Source organism: Deinococcus murrayi DSM 11303 (assembly GCF_000482805.1).
In the GTDB taxonomy this organism is placed as follows: Bacteria; Deinococcota; Deinococci; order Deinococcales; family Deinococcaceae; genus Deinococcus; species Deinococcus murrayi.
On sequence record NZ_AXWT01000001.1, the window covers coordinates 99,794 to 117,279 of the forward strand.

Genomic DNA, 17,486 nt, shown 5'->3' on the forward strand with positions numbered 1-17,486 from the left:
CCCCAGCGCAAGCTGAGGCTTTTTCTTTTGCTTTTTGCTGACGGCTGAGGGCTGAAAGCTCTCTACCTCACTCCCGTCAACTTCAGCCAGTAGTGCTCGTGGCGGCCCATCAGGATGGGGTAGGGGGTCTCCCCCACGGCGGGAAAGCGGCTGCCGCCCGCCAGGGTGACGGGCACTCGGCCCACGTGCGCCGAGAGGTCGAGGTGGGCGGCCTGCGAGCTGCCCGCGAAGTTGGACACAATCAGGAGGGTTTCGCCGTCATGCTGGCGGGTAAAGGCCAGAATCGCCGGGTTGTCCGAGTCGATGAAGGTGAGGTCGCCGTACGCGAAGGCGGGGTGGGCGCGGCGCAGTTCGAGTTGCCGCGAGAGCCAGCGCAGGAAGCTGCCGGGGTCCTGTTCTTGGGCCGCCACATTGACGCGCCCGTAGCCGTACACCGGGTCCTCGATCGGCGGAAAGAAGCACGCCTCCGGAAAGGCCACCGAAAAGCCCCCGCTCACGCCTGCGCTCCACTGCATGGGGGTGCGGACGCCATTGCGGTCGGGGAGGCTGAGGTTGTCCCCCATGCCGATTTCGTCCCCGTAGTACAGGATGGGGCTGCCCGGCAGCGCCAGGAGAACGGTGTGCAGCAGCTCCAGGCGGCGGCGGTCGTTGTCGAGCAGGGGGGCGAGGCGGCGGCGAATGCCCACGTTGATTTTCATGCGGTGGTCGGGGGCATAGGCCGCGTACATAAAGGCCCGCTCGTCGTCGGTGACCATCTCCAGGGTCAGCTCGTCGTGGTTGCGCAGGAAAGTTGCCCACTGCCCGAAAGAGGGCAGGGCGGGCAAGCGGCTCATTATCTCGCGGATGGAGGTGGTGTCTTCCCGCTTGAGGCTCATAAAGAGCCGGGGCATCACCGGAAAGTTGAAGCACATGTGAAACTCCGGCTCCTCCTCGGTGCCGAAGTACTCCACCACGTCTTCGGGCCACTGATTGGCCTCCGCGAGGAGCAGGCGGCCAGGGTATTCCTCATCCACCATGCGGCGCAACTCGCGCAAAATCGCGTGGGTCTCCGGCAGGTTTTCGCAGTTCGTGCCCTCGCGCTCGATGAGGTAGGGCACCGCGTCCACCCGGAAACCGTCTAACCCCAGGTCCAGCCAAAAGCGCATGGCGGCCTTCAGTTCCTCCACCACGCACGGGTTGTCATAGTTGAGGTCGGGCTGGCTGGAAAAGAAACGGTGCCAGTAGTAGCGCCCGCATCCCTCGTCTAGCGTCCAGTTGCTCGTCTCGGTGTCGGTGAAAATGATGCGGGCGTCCGCGTATTCGGTGCCGGTGTCGCTCCAGACGTAGTAGTCGTGGTACTCGTTGGGGCTGCCGTCGGGCAGGGTGGGGCCGCGCCGCGCCGCTTGAAACCAAGGGTGGTCAGAGGAAGTGTGATTGGTCACCAGGTCCCCAATCACCCGCAGCCCCCGCGCATGGGCCTCGCGCAGGAAAATCTTGAAGTCTTCCAGAGTGCCGAGGTCGGGGTGGATATCGGTATAGTCGGCCACGTCGTAGCCGTCGTCGCGCAGGGGGCTGGGATACCAAGGCAGCAGCCACAGGCAGTCGACCCCCAGGGCCTTGAGGTAGTCAAGCCGTCCGGTCAGGCCGGGGAAATCGCCCTTGCCGTCGCCGTTGCCATCCGCGAAAGTGCGAACCGAGAGTTCGTAGAAGACGGCGCTCTTGTACCACTCGGACTGGGACGGGACCTGCGTCATGCCCGGCAGTGTAAGGGCCAGGTGGAAACGCTGCCAGGGGCAGCTCGTCTCATTCATCCCATCCCGATAACTGATAAGGATATATCATTATGGCTTCTACGACACGCCTGTTGTCCTTCCTGTGCCTGACTGCCGTTTCGACGGCGGGGGCCGCGTCCCTGTCTGTCAGCGCCACGACGAGCATCGTGGGTGACTTCGTGCGGGCGGTGGGTGGTCCGCGGGTCAACGTGAAGGTCATCGTTCCGGCGGGCCGCGACACCCACAGCTTTCAGCCGAGCGCGGCGGCGATTCGGCAGCTCGCGAGCAGCCGGGCGCTGTTCGCCAACGGCGCAGGACTCGAACCCTGGCTGCCCAAGCTCAAGGCGGCGGCCCCCAAGGTGCCCGTCACCGAGCTGACGCGGGGCCTGGGGCTGCGTGAGCTGGGCCATGCGGCGGACCACGCCCATGACCACGACCACGAAGCTCATGGTCCCCTCGACCCCCACGCCTGGTGGGACCCCACGCTCGCCGCCGGGTACGTGCGGAATGTGCAGGGGGCGCTGACCCGGCTCGACCCGGCGGGGAAGGCGACCTACGAAAAGAATGCGGCGGCGTACCTGGCGCAACTGCGGACGCTGGACGCCTACGCCAAAAGTCAGTTCGCCTCGGTGCCCGCCGCTCGCCGCCGCATCGTGACCAATCACGATAGCCTGGGCTACTTCGCCGGGCGCTACGGAGTCACGGTGGTAGGTACGGTCCTGCCCGGCGGCGGCACCGAGCGCGAACCCAGCGCCCGCGAACTCGCCGCGCTGGTGTCAGCAGTGAAGGGGAGCGGTGCCCGCGTGATTTTCACTGAGGCCGCACTGAACACCCGCCTCGCCCAGACCCTCGCCCGCGAGACGGGGGCAAAGGTCGCCCCGCCCCTTTACACCGATACCCTGGGGCCAAAGGGCAGCGCGGGCGAAACGTTCCTGAAGGCCTTCCGCCACAATGTCGACGTGATGGTCCGGGCGCTGAGGGGCGTCTAGCGGTCGAGGGGGCGGGGGTCAAGAGGCTCTGGGGGTTCCCGCTCTCGACCCCCCGACTCCTTCTTGATTCCGCCCTCGCAATATCACCTCCTCCTCGCTATGCTGGGGGGATGCTGGGTGTGGACAACCTGACGGTGCGGTACGGCACCCATACAGCGCTGGAGGGGGTGACGGTGCGCTTCGGGGCGGGGCAGTTCAGCGCCGTCATCGGGCCAAACGGGGCGGGCAAGAGCACGCTGCTGAAGGTGCTCGCGGGCCTTTTGCCGGACCCCGGCGGCCACGTGCGCTTTGACCCCGGTCACACCCCCCGGCAGTGCGTGTCCTACGTGCCGCAGCAGCAGACTCTGGACTGGGCTTTTCCGGTCACGGTCTGGGACGTGGCGATGATGGGCCGCACCGGGCGGCTGGGCTGGCTGCGCTGGCCGGGGGGCAAGGACCGCCAGAAGGTCGCGGCGGCGCTGGAGGAAACGGGCGTCTACGACCTGCGCCACCGCCATATCGGGGCGCTGTCCGGCGGGCAGCGCCAGCGGGTGCTGCTCGCGCGGATGCTGGCGCGGGAGGGTCACCTGCTGCTCCTGGACGAGCCGCTCACCGGGGTGGACCCCGCTACCCAGGAGGGACTGATGGCCCTGCTGCGGCGTCAGGCCGACCTGGGCCGCGCCGTGGTGATGGTCACCCATGACCTCGACCAGGCCCGGCGCTGGTGCGACCGCCTCGTCCTCGTCAACCGCCGAGTCATCGCGGACGGCACCCCGGAAGAGGTGTACACCCCGCAGAATATCGAGGCGACCTTTAGCGTGAGCCACCTCGGCCACACCCACGCGGAGGCGTGATGGCGGCTTCGCCGTGCCGAGAGGTCAAGGCGTCCAGAGGTCGAGGAAGCCTCTCTCGACCCTTCGACCCCTCGACCCTGCCCCCGGAGACCCCCTGAATGGACTGGCTGACCGACCCTTTGCAATTTGATTTCTTCGTGCGGGCGCTCGCGGCGGTGGTCCTCGTCAGCGTTCTTTGTGCGCTGGTGGGGGCGTGGGTGGTGCTGCGGGGCCTGAGTTACATCGGGGACGCGATGAGCCACGCCGTGCTGCCGGGGCTGGTGGGGGCGCTCCTGACGGGGGGCAACCTCATCGTGGGGGCGATTGTGGCCGCCGTGCTCACCGCGCTGGGCATCGGGGCGGTGGGGCAGCGCTCTGGCCTCAAGCAAGACAGCGCCATCGGCATCGTCTTTGTGGGGATGTTCGCGCTGGGGGTGGTCCTGCTCTCCAAAGCACCCACCTTCGCCACCGACCTCAGCACCTTTCTCATCGGGAATCCGCTCGGCGTCACTGCCGCCGACCTGTGGAGCGCGCTGGGCGTCACTGCGCTCGCGGCGCTCGTGTTGGGGGCCTTTCACAAGGAGCTGCTGCTGGCCTCCTTTGACCCCACCGAGGCCCGCGCCATCGGCCTGCCGGTGGGGCGGCTCAATCACTTGCTGCTCGTCATCATCGGGCTGGTGGTCGTGCTGACGGTGCAACTGGTGGGCACCACCCTCAGCGTGAGCCTGCTGGTGACCTCCAGCGCCGCCGCCCGGCTGCTGGCCCGCAGCCTCAAAAAGATGATGCTGCTCGCCGCTGGCTTGGGCATCCTGGGCGGAGTGGTGGGCCTCTACCTCAGCTACTTCTTCGACACGGCAGCGGGGGCCACTATCGTTCTGGTGAATACGACGGTCTTCGTGCTGGCCCTGCTGCTGAGGCGGCGGGAATAGGTCAGCCCACCCAAAAAAAGACCGCCCCCCACAGGGAGCGGCACGCGGCTCAGTAGAACTTGGTCAGGCGCTCGACCGGGTGGCGGTGGTGGGGGAAGCCTTCCTCAGCCCGCTTGCCAACCGGGAGCATTCCCGCGAACTGGACGTGCTGGGGCAGACCCAAAATCTCGCGCACCCGCTGGGGGTCGAAGCCCAGCATGGGCACGGTGTCGTAGCCCAGACCACGGGCGGCCAGCATCAGGAAGCCAAAGGCGATGTTCGCCTGTGACAGCCCCCATTGGCCGCGCTGGGCGACATCCTGGGCACCGAAGACCCGGTCAAAGGTCTGGCGCTGCCCGGTGCGGCCCGCCTCGCCCATGCCGGGGTGAGCGGTGTCCTCTACGGTGGCCAGGGTGTCTTCCATGTCGCTGTAGACGACGATGACGGCGGGCGCACTCGTGACCTGGGCCTGGCCGTAGGCCGCCTCGCGCAGCTGCTCCTTGAGCTGGGGGTCTTGTACGACGGCAAAGCGCCAGGTCTGGGCATTCCAGGCGCTGGGGGCGAGGCTGGCGAGCCGCAGCATCTCACGCAGGTCATCTTGGTTGAGGGGTTCTTGCACAAACTGGCGGATGCTGCGGCGGCTCTCGATGGCTTCGGTCACGGTCAGGGGGCGAGTCAGGGTCGCGGTCATGCCCGGCAGCATAGATGGCTCTAGTTTGAAAAGTCAAGCAGTGTGCATTGTGCTGCGATGAGGGGGGCGGGAGCGTGTACAGTGGGGGCATGAGCACCGCACACCCAGGCTTTTGCCCGGTCTACCGGGCCATCGGCGTGTTGCAGGAAAAGTGGGTGCTGCACATCGTCCGGGCGCTGTTGGGCGGCGAGAAGGGCTTTAACGAACTCTCGCGGGCGGTCGGCGGCTGCAACAGCGCCACCCTGACCCAGCGGCTGGAGCACCTTGAACACCTGCACCTCATCGTCAAACGCACCGAGGACTCACCGGGCAAACTCGCCCGCAGCGTCTATTCCCTAACTCCCGCTGGGCGCGAGTTACAAAGCGTCATCGACGCCATCGACGGCTGGGCGCGGCAGCATCTCGTGACAGAAGACGTGGCCCCCTCCCCATGACCGCTTTCTTGCTGTTTGTCGCGTTGCCCACAGGCCTCCTCATGCTGTCACGGTTCATCCGGCCCGTGCAGCGCGACCGCCGTCATGGGGACCCGTTTGGCGAGTCGCTCGCGGCGGGTGGGCTGTTTGGCGGACACGGCCTGGAGCCGGATGAGCGGGCGGTGCGCGAGGACACCGAACCGGTACGCTTCAAGCTGGATTGACCTCACGAAAAGTGGCCCCACAGCCAGGGGCCACGGCGGCAGCGCTGACCGCTACTCCAACACCGCCTCGTGCACAATCTCCACGTTTCCGGCCATGATGCGGCTGAGCGGGCACATCTGGGCGGCCTGCTGGACGTGCTCCTCGAAGTCAGCTTGGTCGCTGCCACTGACTTTGCCGCGCACGGTGAGGCGCATGCGGCTGATTTTAAAGCCGGGGCCGTCCTTCACCATCTCGCAGGTGGCGTCGGTCCGCAAGTCCTCGACGGCGTGGCCGTGGTTCGCGAGCAGCGCCGAGAGCTGCATCGTGAAGCAGCCCGCGTGCGCAGCGGCGAGGAGTTCTTCGGGGTTGGTGCCCGTGCCCTGCTCGAAGCGGGTCTTGAAGGAGTACTGGGCGCCCTCCAGCGTGCCCGACTCAGTGCTGACGGTGCCCTGTCCGCCCCGGAGGTCGCCCTGCCAGTGGGCGCTGGCCTTGCGTGCGATGTCTGCCATACCGGGCAGTGTGCGCCCGGCCAGGCCAGGGTGCCCTTGAGGGACCCTTTAGACTGCGGCATGACCTCACCCCTGCCGCAACCCTGGGAGACGGGTGCGCCCGTCGCCGGCTACCACTGGCCCGCCGCCGCGCCCCGCGCCGCCGTCTTGCTCACCCACGGGCTGGGCGAGTACGCGGGGCGTTACGTCGAGCGCTATGGCCGTTTGATTCCGCGCCTGACGGAGGAAGGCTACTCGGTCTATGCCTACGACCTGCGCGGGCACGGGGCCTCGGCGGGGCGGCGAGCGGTGGTGGATGCCCGGCTGCTCGTCGAAGACCACCTCCTCGCGCGGGAGACGCTGCGGGGCCAGCCCCTCCCGGTCTATGCCTTCGGGCACTCGCTGGGGGGCTTGGTCACGGCGGCGAGCGTCTCCCGCGACCCACGGGGGCTGAGTGGCGTGATTCTTTCCAGCCCCGCCCTGCTGGTGGGTGAGGACGAACCGCGCTGGCTCCGGGCTGCCGCGCCGCTGCTGGCCCGCCTCGCGCCGCACGCGGGGGCAGCGGTCCTCGACAGCGCGGGCCTTTCGCGCCTGCCAGAGGAGGCCACCGCCTACCGCGCCGACCCGCAGATCTACCAGGGCAAGGTGCCCGCGCTGACCGCCGCGTCCATGCTCAGCCTGAGCCGGGAGCTGTGGGCGCACTACGGGCGCTGGCGGCTGCCCACGCTGGTGCTGCATGGGGACGCCGACCGCCTCACCGACGTGCGGGGTACCCAGCGTTTCATGGAAGCGGTGGCGTCCCCCGACAAGACCCTGCACCTCGTGCGGGGCGGCTACCACGAGCTGCTCAACGACGAAGGCCGCGACGAGGCGCTAGGCTGGATTCTGGGGTGGCTGGCCGAGCGAACGGCGCGGGGGGGCTAGGGGGTGACTTCCAGAGGGCGCTCCGCTTGCCGCTCTCGCGGCTCCGGCTCCGCCCATCCGCCCCCGTCCCGGATGTCAGGGTGAATCCCGAAATCCTCGGCAATAAGGCGGGCGGTCATCTTGGCCGACATCATCACGCTGGGGGTGCCTGCACCGGGCTGCACACCCGCCCCGACAAAGTACAAGTTGCGGACATCTTCTGAGCGGTTGTGCGGGCGAAAATAGGCGCTTTGCACGAGCCGCGGCTCTGGGCCGAAAGCATTGCCAAGGTACGAGTCAAGGGTGCCCGCGAAGTACTCCGGCGTCACGAACTCGCAGTGAGTCAGGCGCGCGCGCAGGTCGGGGATGTGGCCCCGTTCCTCCAGGAAGGCGAGCACTCGGTCGACAAGCTTCGGCCCCTCGGCAGTCCAGTCCAGGCCCGCCCCCAGGTGGGGCACCGGAATCAGGGTGTAGGCGGCGTGGTGTCCGGGCGGCGCGAGGCTGGGGTCGGTCAGGGTGGGGATGTGGAGGTACTGGCTGAAGTCCTGCGCGAGCGGCTGACCGCCAAAAATCTCGCGCAGCAGCTCCTCGTAGCGCGGCCCCAGGATGATGTTGTGGTGGCGCAGGTCGAGGGGACGGCCATCGTCGCGGAAGCCGAAGTAAATCACGACCAGGCTCATGCTTTGGCGGGCCGCCTTGACCCGAAGGTCACTATTCACGAGGCGAGCGCGGCGAGGAACCCGCCGGAGGTAGGTGTTCGCCCAGTCACCGTTGCTGACCACGACGTCGGCGTACCGCTCCTCGCCACCCTCTAAGCGCACGCCCCGCGCGACCCGCCCCCCCAGCGGCGAGCGCACCGGGCGGCCCCGGTCGTCCGTGACCAGAATCTCCTCCACCCCGCGCCCATACTCGATGCGTCCGCCGAGTTCCTCGAACTTCTGCACGAAGGCCCGCACCAGCGCCCCCGTGCCGCCCATCGCATAGTGAATGCCCCAGGTCTTCTCGACAAAGTGAATCATCGCGTAAATCGCGGGCACTGAGAGGGGGTTGCCGCCGATGAGGAGCGTCTCAAACGAGAAGACCTGCCGCATCTTGGGGTTTTGGAAGTACTTGGACGTAAAGGAAAAGAGGCTCCGCACCGCGTCGAGCCGCAGCAGGTCGGGCACCACCCGCAGCATGGTGGACACGTCCCCGAAATGGGTGTAGCCCAGTTCCAGAAAGCCACGCTGGAAAATGGCCTCCGCGTCAGCGTGAAAGCGTTCGTAGCCCTCCAGGTCTTCCGGGGCGAGGGCCGCAATCTGGCGGCGGGTAGAGTCGGGGTCGCCGTCGTAGTCGAAGTGGGTGCCGTCGTCAAAGAGGATGCGGTAGAAGGGCAAAATCGGCACCAGCCGCACGTACTCGCGGGTGTGCGGGCCGCCGCTTTCGCCCTCACGGACGCGCCCACCCCGCAAAACCTCTGCCGGATAATCGGGCCGGCCAAGTTGCCCGCCATCCCGCCCCAGCGCCAACAGTTCCTCGATAAAGTGCGGTACCGTGATGACGGTCGGCCCCAGGTCGAAGACGTAACCGTCCGGCGTGCGCTTCTGGTAGGCGCGGCCCCCCGGACCGTCCAGCCGTTCGAGGATGGTCGTTTCAAAGCCCAAGCTTTGCAGCCGGATGCCCAGGCTCAGGCCACCAAAGCCTGCGCCGATGATGAGGGCCGTTTTGCGGAGGTTGACGGGGTGTGGGGGGGTGGGGGATTCAGGCATAGGGGTCCTTGTTCGGTCCTGGCGCGGGGGTCAGAGGCCGCGAGAAAAGTGAAACAACGGCTGTAGAAAAAAGCAGGGCACCTCAAGGCTCGAAGCGCAGCGCCGCGCTGCCGCGCAGTTCCCACCACGCACGGGGCAGCAGCAGCAACTTGCGGGGACCGCTGACATAAGCTCGGCGGCGGAAGTTGTCGTAACCGGCGCGGGCGAGGTCATCGAGAATGCCCTCGTAGGAATGGGCGGCCACTTGCACCGCGAGGCGGGCCGAGCCGCTGAGGCAGGGAATCCCGGCGCGGCCTTCGGCGTACAACTCGCGGGCCAGGCCAGAGAGGAAGCGCATCAGGGCGCGGTACTCCGGGGTGACCTCCCCGGCCTCCAGCGTGGCGCGAGACACGCCGAACTCGCGCATCAGGGCCTGCGGCAGGTAGACGCGGCCCCGGTCGAGGTCCTCGCCGACGTCACGCAGGATGTTGGTGAGCTGCATGGCCTGCCCCAGCCGCAGGGCCGCGTGCAGGGTGCGCTCGCCGCCCCGGTAACCGCTGATGGGCGCAATCATAAAGCCCACCACGCCCGCCACCCGGCGGCAGTACAGCAGCAGGTCGTCCAGAGTGCGGTACTCGGTGCCTCGCAGGTCCATCATGAGGCCCTGGTGCAGCTCATCAAATGCCGCAAGGGGGATGGGCCAGCGGGCAGCAGCCCAGGCCAAAGCCACGTCACCGGGGTCGTCTCCCGGCTCGCCCGCAAACGCCGCTTGTGTCCGCGCCCACCATTCGGCCAGCCCCCGCTCGGCGGCCTCGCCCCGGCGCTCGTCCACGACATCGTCTCCGCGGCGACAGGCAGCGTAGACCGCCCACACGGCAGCCCGCTCCGGGGCGGGAAAGAAGCGCGACCCCAGGTAAAAGGTCTTGCTGTGATGCCGCGTCACGTCCCGGCAGTAGGCGACTGCCGCCGGGGGCGGCGTCGGGTCTGGGGAGAGTTGGGTCACAATCGGCTCCTCTCCAGGCGAGTGTAGGGGGCGCGGGGGGGGGCGAACGTGACGGTTTCTTACAGATTCCTGTGCGGAAGTTGGGAAGGGGTGCGGCTGCCCCCCTGCGGCCCCCGCTCGTAGCGCTCGAAGACCACCGCCCCCACCTGCAAGCTGTGGGTGCGGACGCAGCGGGGCAGGTGCCGAGCCACCCAAGCCGGGTCGGGAAATGTCAGGCCGCCGAGGGCAGGCCGCGAAAGCAGTCGCTGGAGAGGACCCCCCGTCCGGGCGATATACATCAGCCACAGGGGACCGCCGGGCCGCAGCAGCCGCTCCAGCTCGGCGAGGAGGCGGCCAGGGTCCTGGGTTTCGTTCAGGGTGGCCCCCACCGTCACGCCGCTGAAGCTGGCGCTCGGCAAGCCGCTCGCTTCCAGGTTGGTTAGCAGCCAGTCTATGCCCGGTTCGCGCACCCGCCGCCGGGCCACCGCGAGCATGGCAGGGCTGAGGTCGGCGGCCAACACCGCGCACCCGGCCCGCGCCAGCACCCCAGCGTAAAAGCCCGCGCTGGTGCCCGCGTCGAGCCAGCGCTCGCCGGGCTGGGGGCGGCACAGGGTCTGAAAGAGGGCGGCTTCCCGCTCCAGGGAAAAGGGCTGACCCGTCAGCCACGTCAGCGCCCGCGCCCGCCACCCGGCATACCCCCAGGCGGTGAGACGCAGCAGGTTGCTGCGCTGGGCCAGCGTCAGCCGCCGCGGGGCCGTGCCTGCCGTCAGGTTCAGGGTTTCTTTGGTGTGGCGCGGCGCGGTCATGGGGTTCATTATGCTGGTCACATTGGCCTGCTTTCCGGCAGGTTGAGTGTTTGGAGGATGTATGCAAGAGCAACGCAAGAGTATGGGGAGTGCCCTGGTCGAGGTCTTCGACGCGGCGGTGGCCCTCGCCAAAACCGAAGTGCGGGGCCTCGCCCATCAGGTCGGACAGGTCGCCAAGGCCAAGGGACTGGGCGTCGTGCTGCTGCTGGGGGCGACGGGGCCGCTCATTCTGGGGCTGGTGTTTCTCATCCTGGCGGTCTTCTACGGCCTGATTCGCCTCGGCCTGGGGGCCTGGGCGGCGGCCCTCATCATCGCACTGCTGAGCTTTGTTGTGATGGGCGCGCTGGTGATGATGGGCCTGCGCAAGCTCAGCGCTGAGGTGCCGCGGGACGACCTGGGGCGTCCTGACCCTGACCGCCCCCTCACCGAAGACGAGCGGCTCGAAGCCGAGTATCAGGCCGAGCAGCGCCGCAAACTCAGCGACGTGAGTTATTCGGCGGGGACGGCAACCGCCCCGTCCGGGACCCGGCCTGCGGGTGAGGTGATGGCGGCCCCCGTGGCTGGAGGTCGGGTGGCCGACGGCAGCGTCAGCCCCAGCCGGGGCGCGGGGCTGGCCGGCTCCGTGGTCGCCGCGCCCACCGGGAACTCGGCCCCCCACACCCGCACCTCGCCCGACACCGCCGCCAACATTGACAGCCTGGGTCCGGCCCACACCGGGACTCGTGCAAGCGCCGCTTCGGTGGCCATGGGCGCAGATGTGGAGCGCGGCACGGTGCGCCCCGGCCTGAGCACCTCCGGCTTTACGGCGGGGGGTGCGGGCGTCAACACCGCCGACCAAGGGTCGGGCCTCAAAACCACCCTCACCCGGCAGGAAGCCGTCTCGCAGGGCACCGAGCTGCGCGGCACCGACGCCGGACAGGTGCGCCTCCCGGTGTATGAGGCCACCGAGACGGGCGAACCCCAGGTATACGGCAGCGGCCTGAACAAGAAGCTCGACGGCAGCGAGACCCACAGCGCCGGAGCGGGCGGCCACGGCGGGCACGCCCCCAAACACGACCCCAACATTCATCACCCCGTGGTCCTCAAGGACGCGCCGGGGATTCCGGTGAGCACCACCCCCACCTTCCGCGAAGAGATGCCTGAGGAGAAGAAGTGATGGACCCCTACTCCCGCAGCGAACGTGACGAAGCCCGCGCCCGCCTGAGGGCCAGTGTAGACGCGCTGACCGAGCAGGCCAGCCTCCAGGTGCAGCTGCAAAAAGACCCCCTCAAGATGCTGGGCGGGGCCTCGGCGGTGGGGGCGCTTGTGGGGATTGCGCTGGGCCGGCAGTTCCGGCGCAGCCAAAAGATTTACGTGGACGCCACCAGCCCCGCCAAGCACCAAAAGGCCCTGATGAAGGCGCAGCAGCGCCAGCAGGGCGGCAAGGGCGTGGGGGGTGCCCTCGTCGCCACCGTGGCGACCCTGGCCTTCAAGGCCCTCAACGAGCGGGTGCTCACGCCCAAGCTCGAAGAGTTGGCGGGCGAACTGATGCAAAAAGCCGGGCAAGCCCCCAAGGGGACGGGCACGGTGACCAAGGCCCCGGCGCGGCCCCCGGCCCCCGCCAGCGCTCCTGCCGGGGGGGTAGCGAGCTTCCTCAAGCGCCCCGACGCGCCGCCCGCCAAGCCCCTCTACGGCGAGCAGAGCCTCGACCAGGCCGCGAGTACCGCGACCGCTCATGCCGGGGTGCTCCCCACCCCCAAAAGCACGGTGGAAGCCAAAGCCCAGGGCACGCCCATCGCCCCCGAAGAAAAGGTCAATCCGAATCTGCGCTAAAGCGCCCCCTGCCCCTCTGGCCCAGCAGCCCGCCCGCGAAGGTGGGCTGCTTTGGCATGGTGACCGAGGGGGTTTGCTAGCCTACGCCCCATGACGGCCTCCCGCAGTACCCGCCAGCGCGATGTCATCGCCCGCGTGCTGGACGAAGCAGAAGGTCCCCTCGCGGTCGGGGACGTGCTGGCACGGGCGCAGACCAGTCTGCCGGGGCTGGGGGTCGCCACCGTCTACCGTACCCTCAAGCTGCTCACCGAGCAGGGGCGCATTCACCCTGTCACCCTCGACGGCGAAACTCGGTACGAGCGGGCCGGGCGCGGACATCACCACCACTTCTCCTGCACCCGCTGTGGCCGGGTCTTCACCCTGCACACCTGCCCGGTGGCCCTGCCCAGTGGCACGGTCTACCCCGGTGGGTTCATCGTGGAGGCGCACGAGGTCACCCTCTACGGGCAGTGCCCGGAGTGTGCGCGGACGGCATGAATCCGTCTCAGGGGGCCAGCGCCGCGCTCAGCCGCTCCAGCACAGCAGCATTGGGTCCCGGCGTGCGGTAGGGGTTGAGCGTGGGCCGCTCCAGCAGCGCCTGCACCGTGGCCGGGCCACCGGGCACCTGAAAGCCGTAGAGGGCCGCCGTGCGGTTGACCGGGCCATCCGCCGCCGCAAAACGGGCGCGGGCCGCGAGCAGCTCGGCCCGCCGAGCGAGGGCCGCCTCGGCCTGGGCGAGCTGGGTCCGCTGGCCGCCTGTCAGCGCCGCGAGCAGCCGCTCGCGGCTTTGCTCCGCCGCCGTGCCCCCCAGCGTGGGGGCTGCCGCGAGGCGCTGGAGTTCGGTGCGCAGGGCGGCGCGGGCCGGGGCGTCCAGGGTGAGGGTGCCGCGAGCGACAAGGTCGGTCAGAACGCGCACGGTCCGCAGGAGATGCAAGGTGGGCAGGGCGGCCTGCACCCGCCCCGGCGTCGGGTTCATGGTGACCTCGTTGCGGGGGACAAGGACGCGGCCTGCCGCTGGCGAGGTCGCCCCCACGCTGCTGCCGAGGACCATCACCGTCAACGCCAGAGACAAGGGCCGCTTCATGGGACGAGCTTAGCCCCGGTGGGTGACGGGAGGCTGACCCCCGCCGCCCTGCCCAAGGAACGCGGGGCTGGGGCCAGAGCGCACCCGGCCCCAGCCCACGCCTGCTTTGCTCCCTTTACTCCGCCAGCCGGCGGGCGCGCTGCTCCGGGGTTTCCTCCGGGAGAATCCACGCGCCCTTCTTGGGCAGATGGTCCTTGCTGATGCGGGGCTTGGCCTTCACACTCTGGACCGAAAGGCCCGTCAGGTTCTCGTACCACTTGTAGGCCTGAACCTGCACGCCCGCCGCCGCCGCCGCGTCGAGGACGGCACGGTACCCCTGGTGCCCCAACTCGGCGGCCCGGAGGTAGTTCAGGGCCGCGTATTCGCGCTGGGCCTGAGCAAAGAGGCTGTCGGCGCTGCGGGCCGCCCCCTGCACGCCCGCCACCTTCCCAGCGCGGCGGGTGAGTTCCAGAATCGCGTTGGTGTTGTTGAGGTAGGCCGCCGTCAGGTAGCGGTACTGGGCGTCGAGGTTGAACTGCCCGAAGGTCCGCGACAGGTCGTTGTAGGACATGATGGTCGCGCTCTGGTCGCCCGAATCCACAAAGCGGAAGGGGCCACTGGAGCCGTACGACAGGTCCTCTTCGCTGTCGTAGCCGTCGTGCGGGTGCGAGAGGCTGAGGTGGTGCCCAACCTCGTGCACGGTGGTGTCGGTAAAGCCGTAGCCCGCCCGAATCAGGGTAGGGGTCAGGAAGGAATACACGAAGCTCTGAGTTCCGGTCTGGCCGTCGTCGTAGGCGATGCCCAGCAGCCCGCCCTGGCTGTCGCTCGCGTCGTTAAAGGCGTAAATGGGCAGGAGGTACTTGTCGCCCGCCGTGCGGTAGCTCTCGCGCAGCTCGCGCACCCCGAACTGGAACAGCTCTTCGCCAAACAGGTCGGCGTAGTCGGGCGAGCAGATGTCTTCTGCCTCAATCGGGAAAAAGCAGTTGTAGACATCGGCAATGTCGCCATCGAGGGGCGTCTGACGGACGTTGGTGCTGAACTTGGCAAAGGGCTGAAGCACCGACACGCGGCTTTGCAGGAGGTCCCGCTTGAGCAGCGTAGCGGGGTCACGCGCCCCCTCGCCCTGCTCGACCCGCACATCGAGTTCAATCTCCTGGGGCATCCGCGGCGGCGTCAGGGCCACCCGGTAGATGGGGCTGGGGGTAAACAGCAGGTTGAGGGCGGTGTAGCGCACCACGCGGGCGAGGTCCACGCTGACCTTGCGCCCGTAGGCGACGCTCGCCTTGCGGGTGCCGTATTCCCAGATGGGCGGCATGCGGTAGTCGGGCACCCCGTCCCCGGTGGAATCGGGGTTCGTCATGTCCCAAGCGTCCGTCCAGGGGTCAGGGTTGGCCGACAGGTCGTAGAACCACACCCGTTGCGGGGCCGCCCCCTCCCGCACGCTGCCGCCCCAGGCAATCAGGCGGCGGCTGGCGCGCGCCCCGAACTTGGTGCCCGTGTCGGTATCGGCGGCGTCCGCCCGCGTGTAGGCGTGGAACTTGAAGTCGGGGCGGCCATACCAGTTGACGAGGTACACCGTGTACTCGCCGGGCTTGACGCCCACCCGCGAGATATTGTCGGCCAGCCAGTTTTCGGTCGCCAGAGCGTCAATCTCGTAGTTCGCCGTGACGGGACGGTTAATGAGCGGCGAGGGAGCCTCACAGTCGTCTACCGGCACCTGGTACGGCTCGCCCGTCTCCTCGTCCACCTCGGTCACAAACTGGCAGTTGAAGTACTTCTGAAAGACGGTCAGGGGCTTTTCGACGGCGTTTTGGCTGAGGAAGCCAAAGAAGTCATCTTCGAACTTCCGGTCGGCAAAGACGAAATTGTAGTCGTAGTCAAAGACGTTGCCCGTGTACTCGGTGTTGCCATAGGCGCTGGGAATGCGGGCAATCGTCTCGTACGACTTCGGCAGGATGTCGCGGAAATCGCGGACATTGACGTTCTGAGCGGTCTGGACCTGGCCGGGCAGCGCCTCGCGGTACCCCACGAAGACCACGTTCACCTTCAGGCGGGTGCGGATGCTGTCCTGCTCACCGGGCTTGAGAGTGCTCAGGCGGCCAAAGTCGGTCTCCACGCCGGGTGGTTGGGGCCGAGTCGTACAGGCGGCGAGCAGAGAGGCGCTGAGCAGAAGCAGGGCGGTGGCGCGGAGATTCATAAGCCTCCTGTGGGGGGTCCGCACTGGACCATGAGAAAAAGCGACGCTGAGCAATGAGAAGTGTAACGGGTTTTGGAAAGGGAGTGTGCTCATCTGCCCGCGCTGGGGCGAGGCCGTCTGGACAGGGGGGTTGACCCCGGCGCGGACAGCCTGGTAGCGTCCGAGGCAGCTCCCGCGTGGAGCGACCCTATCCAGAGCGCCTGAGAGACCTGGCTCGTTGACGGCGCGGCAACCGGACCCCATCACGTCACGGTGCCAAGGCCAGCCCGCCCGCGAGGTCAACGATGACCTGCGGCAGGCGGGACCGATCGGGAAGGTCACGCGGACTCCTTAGCGCCGCCCCTTCTCGCCCGTTCGAGAGGGGGCTTGCGCCGTTGGGCGCGGCTCCCCACAGCACCCCGCTTCTGTCCCCTGTGAGGAGGCCATCATGGCGTCTACCCCCAAGCCCCTGCACTTTGACACCCTGCAAGTCCACGCCGGGCAGCGCCCCGACCCCGCGACTGGGGCGCAAGCCGTGCCCATCTATGCGACCAACTCCTACGTCTTCGAGTCGCCGGAACACGCCGCCGACCTCTTCGGGCTGCGGGCGTTTGGGAACATCTACAGCCGCATCCAGAACCCGACCACCGCCGTGCTCGAAGAGCGGGTCGCGGCCCTTGAAGGTGGGGTGGGAGCGCTGGCGGTTGCCAGCGGACACGCCGCGCAGTTCCTGGCCATCACGAACGTGGCGCAGGCGGGAGACAACATCGTCGCCACACCCAACCTGTACGGCGGCACGGTCAACCAGTTTCGGGTGACCCTGCGGCGGCTGGGCATCGAGGTGCGCTTTACCAGCCGGGACGAGCGCCCGGAAGAGTTCGCCGCCCTCATCGACGACCGCACGCGGGCGGTGTATCTGGAGACCATCGGCAATCCGGCGCTGAACGTGCCCGATTTTGAGGGCGTCGCCGCCGCCGCCCACGCACGGGGCGTGGCCGTTTTCGTGGACAACACCTTCGGGGCGGGCGGGTACTACTGCCAGCCGCTGCGGCACGGGGCGGACGTGGTGCTGCACTCGGCGAGCAAATGGATAGGTGGGCACGGCAATGGCATCGGCGGCGTCATCGTGGATGGGGGGAGCTTTGACTGGGGCAATGGACGCTATCCCCTCCTGACCGAACCCAGCCCCAGTTACCACGGGCTGAGCTTCTGGGAGACCTTCGGGGCGGGGAACGCCCTGGGCCTGCCCAATGTCGCCTTCATCACCCGCGCCCGCACCGAGGGGCTGCGCGACATCGGGGCGACCCTCGCGCCCCAGCAAGCGTGGCAGTTCCTGCAAGGGCTAGAAACCCTCTCGCTGCGGGCCGAGCGGCACGCCCAGAATGCCCTCGCGCTGGCCTCATGGCTGAGTGCCCACCCGGACGTGGCGCGGGTGACCTACCCTGGCCTCTCCCACCACCCGCACTACGACCGGGCGCAGACCTACCTGCCGCGGGGGGCGGGGGCGGTGCTGACCTTCGAGCTGCGGGGGGGCCGGGCGGCGGGCGAGGCCTTTATCCGGGCGGTGCGGCTGGCGCAGCACGTGGCGAACGTGGGCGACACCCGCACCCTCGTCATCCACCCCGCGAGCACGACCCACTCGCAGCTCGACGAGGCGACCCAGCGGGCGGCGGGCGTCACGCCGGGGCTGGTGCGAGTCTCGGTGGGCATCGAACACATCGGGGACCTGCAAGAGGATTTTGCCCAGGCCCTCGCCGCCGCGCCGGTGAACGCGTGACGGCG

General features: G+C 68.4%; 18 protein-coding genes and 1 riboswitch. Of the genes, 10 read left to right on the plus strand and 8 right to left on the minus strand.

Features of this window, described 5'->3' with window-relative positions:
* Positions 1-62: 62 nt before the first annotated feature.
* Positions 63-1,733, minus strand: coding sequence for a maltose alpha-D-glucosyltransferase (treS, locus tag H565_RS0100525; RefSeq protein ID WP_027459313.1), 1,671 nt, complete (start codon positions 1,731-1,733; stop codon positions 63-65).
* Positions 1,734-1,822: 89 nt separating this feature from the next.
* Between treS and mntC the strand changes: the two genes are divergently transcribed.
* The 3 genes from mntC to mntB all read left to right on the plus strand — a co-directional run bounded on the left by mntC (position 1,823) and on the right by mntB (position 4,481).
* Positions 1,823-2,740 carry a manganese ABC transporter substrate-binding protein MntC gene (gene mntC / locus H565_RS0100530; RefSeq protein WP_034402959.1) on the plus strand — a complete coding sequence of 306 codons (918 nt, stop codon included), beginning with the start codon at positions 1,823-1,825 and terminating at the stop codon, positions 2,738-2,740.
* Positions 2,741-2,850: 110 nt separating this feature from the next.
* Complete coding sequence (mntA, locus tag H565_RS0100535) at positions 2,851-3,573, plus strand: manganese ABC transporter ATP-binding protein MntA (RefSeq protein WP_027459315.1); 723 nt, start codon at positions 2,851-2,853, stop codon at positions 3,571-3,573.
* Positions 3,574-3,671: 98 nt separating this feature from the next.
* Positions 3,672-4,481 (plus strand): manganese ABC transporter permease MntB, encoded by an 810-nt coding sequence (mntB, locus tag H565_RS0100540; RefSeq protein ID WP_027459316.1) that lies wholly within the window; start codon positions 3,672-3,674, stop codon positions 4,479-4,481.
* 49 nt (positions 4,482-4,530) lie between these two features.
* On the opposite strand, the gene H565_RS0100545 is transcribed toward mntB, so the two are convergent.
* Positions 4,531-5,151 (minus strand): nitroreductase family protein, encoded by a 621-nt coding sequence (locus tag H565_RS0100545; RefSeq protein WP_027459317.1) that lies wholly within the window; start codon positions 5,149-5,151, stop codon positions 4,531-4,533.
* An 89-nt stretch (positions 5,152-5,240) separates the two neighbouring features.
* Here H565_RS0100545 and H565_RS0100550 point away from each other — a divergent pair, with 89 nt between their 5' ends.
* Positions 5,241-5,585: a winged helix-turn-helix transcriptional regulator gene (locus tag H565_RS0100550; protein ID WP_027459318.1), complete on the plus strand. Its 345-nt coding sequence runs from the start codon at positions 5,241-5,243 to the stop codon at positions 5,583-5,585.
* Positions 5,582-5,788, plus strand: a complete 207-nt coding sequence (locus H565_RS0100555; protein ID WP_027459319.1) for a hypothetical protein — start codon at positions 5,582-5,584, stop codon at positions 5,786-5,788. The genes H565_RS0100550 and H565_RS0100555 overlap by 4 nt, the downstream gene beginning before the upstream one ends.
* A 51-nt stretch (positions 5,789-5,839) precedes the next feature.
* Here H565_RS0100555 and H565_RS0100560 read toward each other — a convergent pair whose 3' ends face one another.
* The gene (locus H565_RS0100560) at positions 5,840-6,277 is read right to left on the minus strand and encodes an OsmC family protein (RefSeq protein WP_027459320.1); all 438 of its coding nucleotides are present in this window, start codon (positions 6,275-6,277) and stop codon (positions 5,840-5,842) included.
* A gap of 60 nt (positions 6,278-6,337) precedes the next feature.
* Here H565_RS0100560 and H565_RS0100565 point away from each other — a divergent pair, with 60 nt between their 5' ends.
* A complete protein-coding gene (locus H565_RS0100565) occupies positions 6,338-7,180 on the plus strand; it encodes an alpha/beta hydrolase (RefSeq protein ID WP_027459321.1) in 843 nt (280 codons plus the stop codon).
* On the opposite strand, the gene crtI is transcribed toward H565_RS0100565, so the two are convergent.
* The 3 genes from crtI to H565_RS0100580 form a co-directional block, all read right to left on the minus strand.
* Positions 7,177-8,907: a phytoene desaturase family protein gene (crtI, locus tag H565_RS13835; RefSeq protein ID WP_051363338.1), complete on the minus strand. Its 1,731-nt coding sequence runs from the start codon at positions 8,905-8,907 to the stop codon at positions 7,177-7,179. The genes H565_RS0100565 and crtI overlap by 4 nt on opposite strands.
* Before the next feature lie 82 nt (positions 8,908-8,989).
* Positions 8,990-9,889 (minus strand): phytoene/squalene synthase family protein, encoded by a 900-nt coding sequence (locus tag H565_RS13840; RefSeq protein WP_034407839.1) that lies wholly within the window; start codon positions 9,887-9,889, stop codon positions 8,990-8,992.
* A 59-nt stretch (positions 9,890-9,948) separates the two neighbouring features.
* A complete protein-coding gene (locus H565_RS0100580; RefSeq protein WP_235204164.1) occupies positions 9,949-10,674 on the minus strand; it encodes a class I SAM-dependent methyltransferase in 726 nt (241 codons plus the stop codon).
* Positions 10,675-10,735: 61 nt separating this feature from the next.
* Here H565_RS0100580 and H565_RS0100585 point away from each other — a divergent pair, with 61 nt between their 5' ends.
* The 3 genes from H565_RS0100585 (at position 10,736) to H565_RS0100595 (ending at position 12,963) form a co-directional block, all read left to right on the plus strand.
* Entirely contained in the window at positions 10,736-11,830 is a 1,095-nt protein-coding gene (locus H565_RS0100585; RefSeq protein WP_034407843.1) for a phage holin family protein, read from the plus strand.
* Positions 11,830-12,486 (plus strand): hypothetical protein, encoded by a 657-nt coding sequence (locus H565_RS0100590; protein ID WP_027459324.1) that lies wholly within the window; start codon positions 11,830-11,832, stop codon positions 12,484-12,486. Before H565_RS0100585 ends, H565_RS0100590 begins: the two co-directional genes overlap by 1 nt.
* A 90-nt stretch (positions 12,487-12,576) precedes the next feature.
* Entirely contained in the window at positions 12,577-12,963 is a 387-nt protein-coding gene (locus H565_RS0100595; protein ID WP_027459325.1) for a Fur family transcriptional regulator, read from the plus strand.
* 7 nt (positions 12,964-12,970) lie between these two features.
* Here H565_RS0100595 and H565_RS15585 read toward each other — a convergent pair whose 3' ends face one another.
* Complete coding sequence (locus tag H565_RS15585) at positions 12,971-13,549, minus strand: hypothetical protein (RefSeq protein WP_051363341.1); 579 nt, start codon at positions 13,547-13,549, stop codon at positions 12,971-12,973.
* A 115-nt stretch (positions 13,550-13,664) separates the two neighbouring features.
* On the minus strand, positions 13,665-15,725 hold the full coding sequence (locus H565_RS0100605) for a zinc metalloprotease (protein ID WP_027459326.1): 2,061 nt from the start codon (positions 15,723-15,725) through the stop codon (positions 13,665-13,667).
* A 184-nt stretch (positions 15,726-15,909) separates the two neighbouring features.
* A riboswitch (SAM riboswitch) is annotated at positions 15,910-16,016 on the plus strand.
* A gap of 136 nt (positions 16,017-16,152) precedes the next feature.
* On the opposite strand from H565_RS0100605, the gene H565_RS0100610 reads away from it, so the two are divergent.
* Positions 16,153-17,481 (plus strand): O-acetylhomoserine aminocarboxypropyltransferase/cysteine synthase family protein, encoded by a 1,329-nt coding sequence (locus H565_RS0100610; RefSeq protein WP_027459327.1) that lies wholly within the window; start codon positions 16,153-16,155, stop codon positions 17,479-17,481.
* The last annotated feature ends 5 nt before the right edge of the window (positions 17,482-17,486 follow it).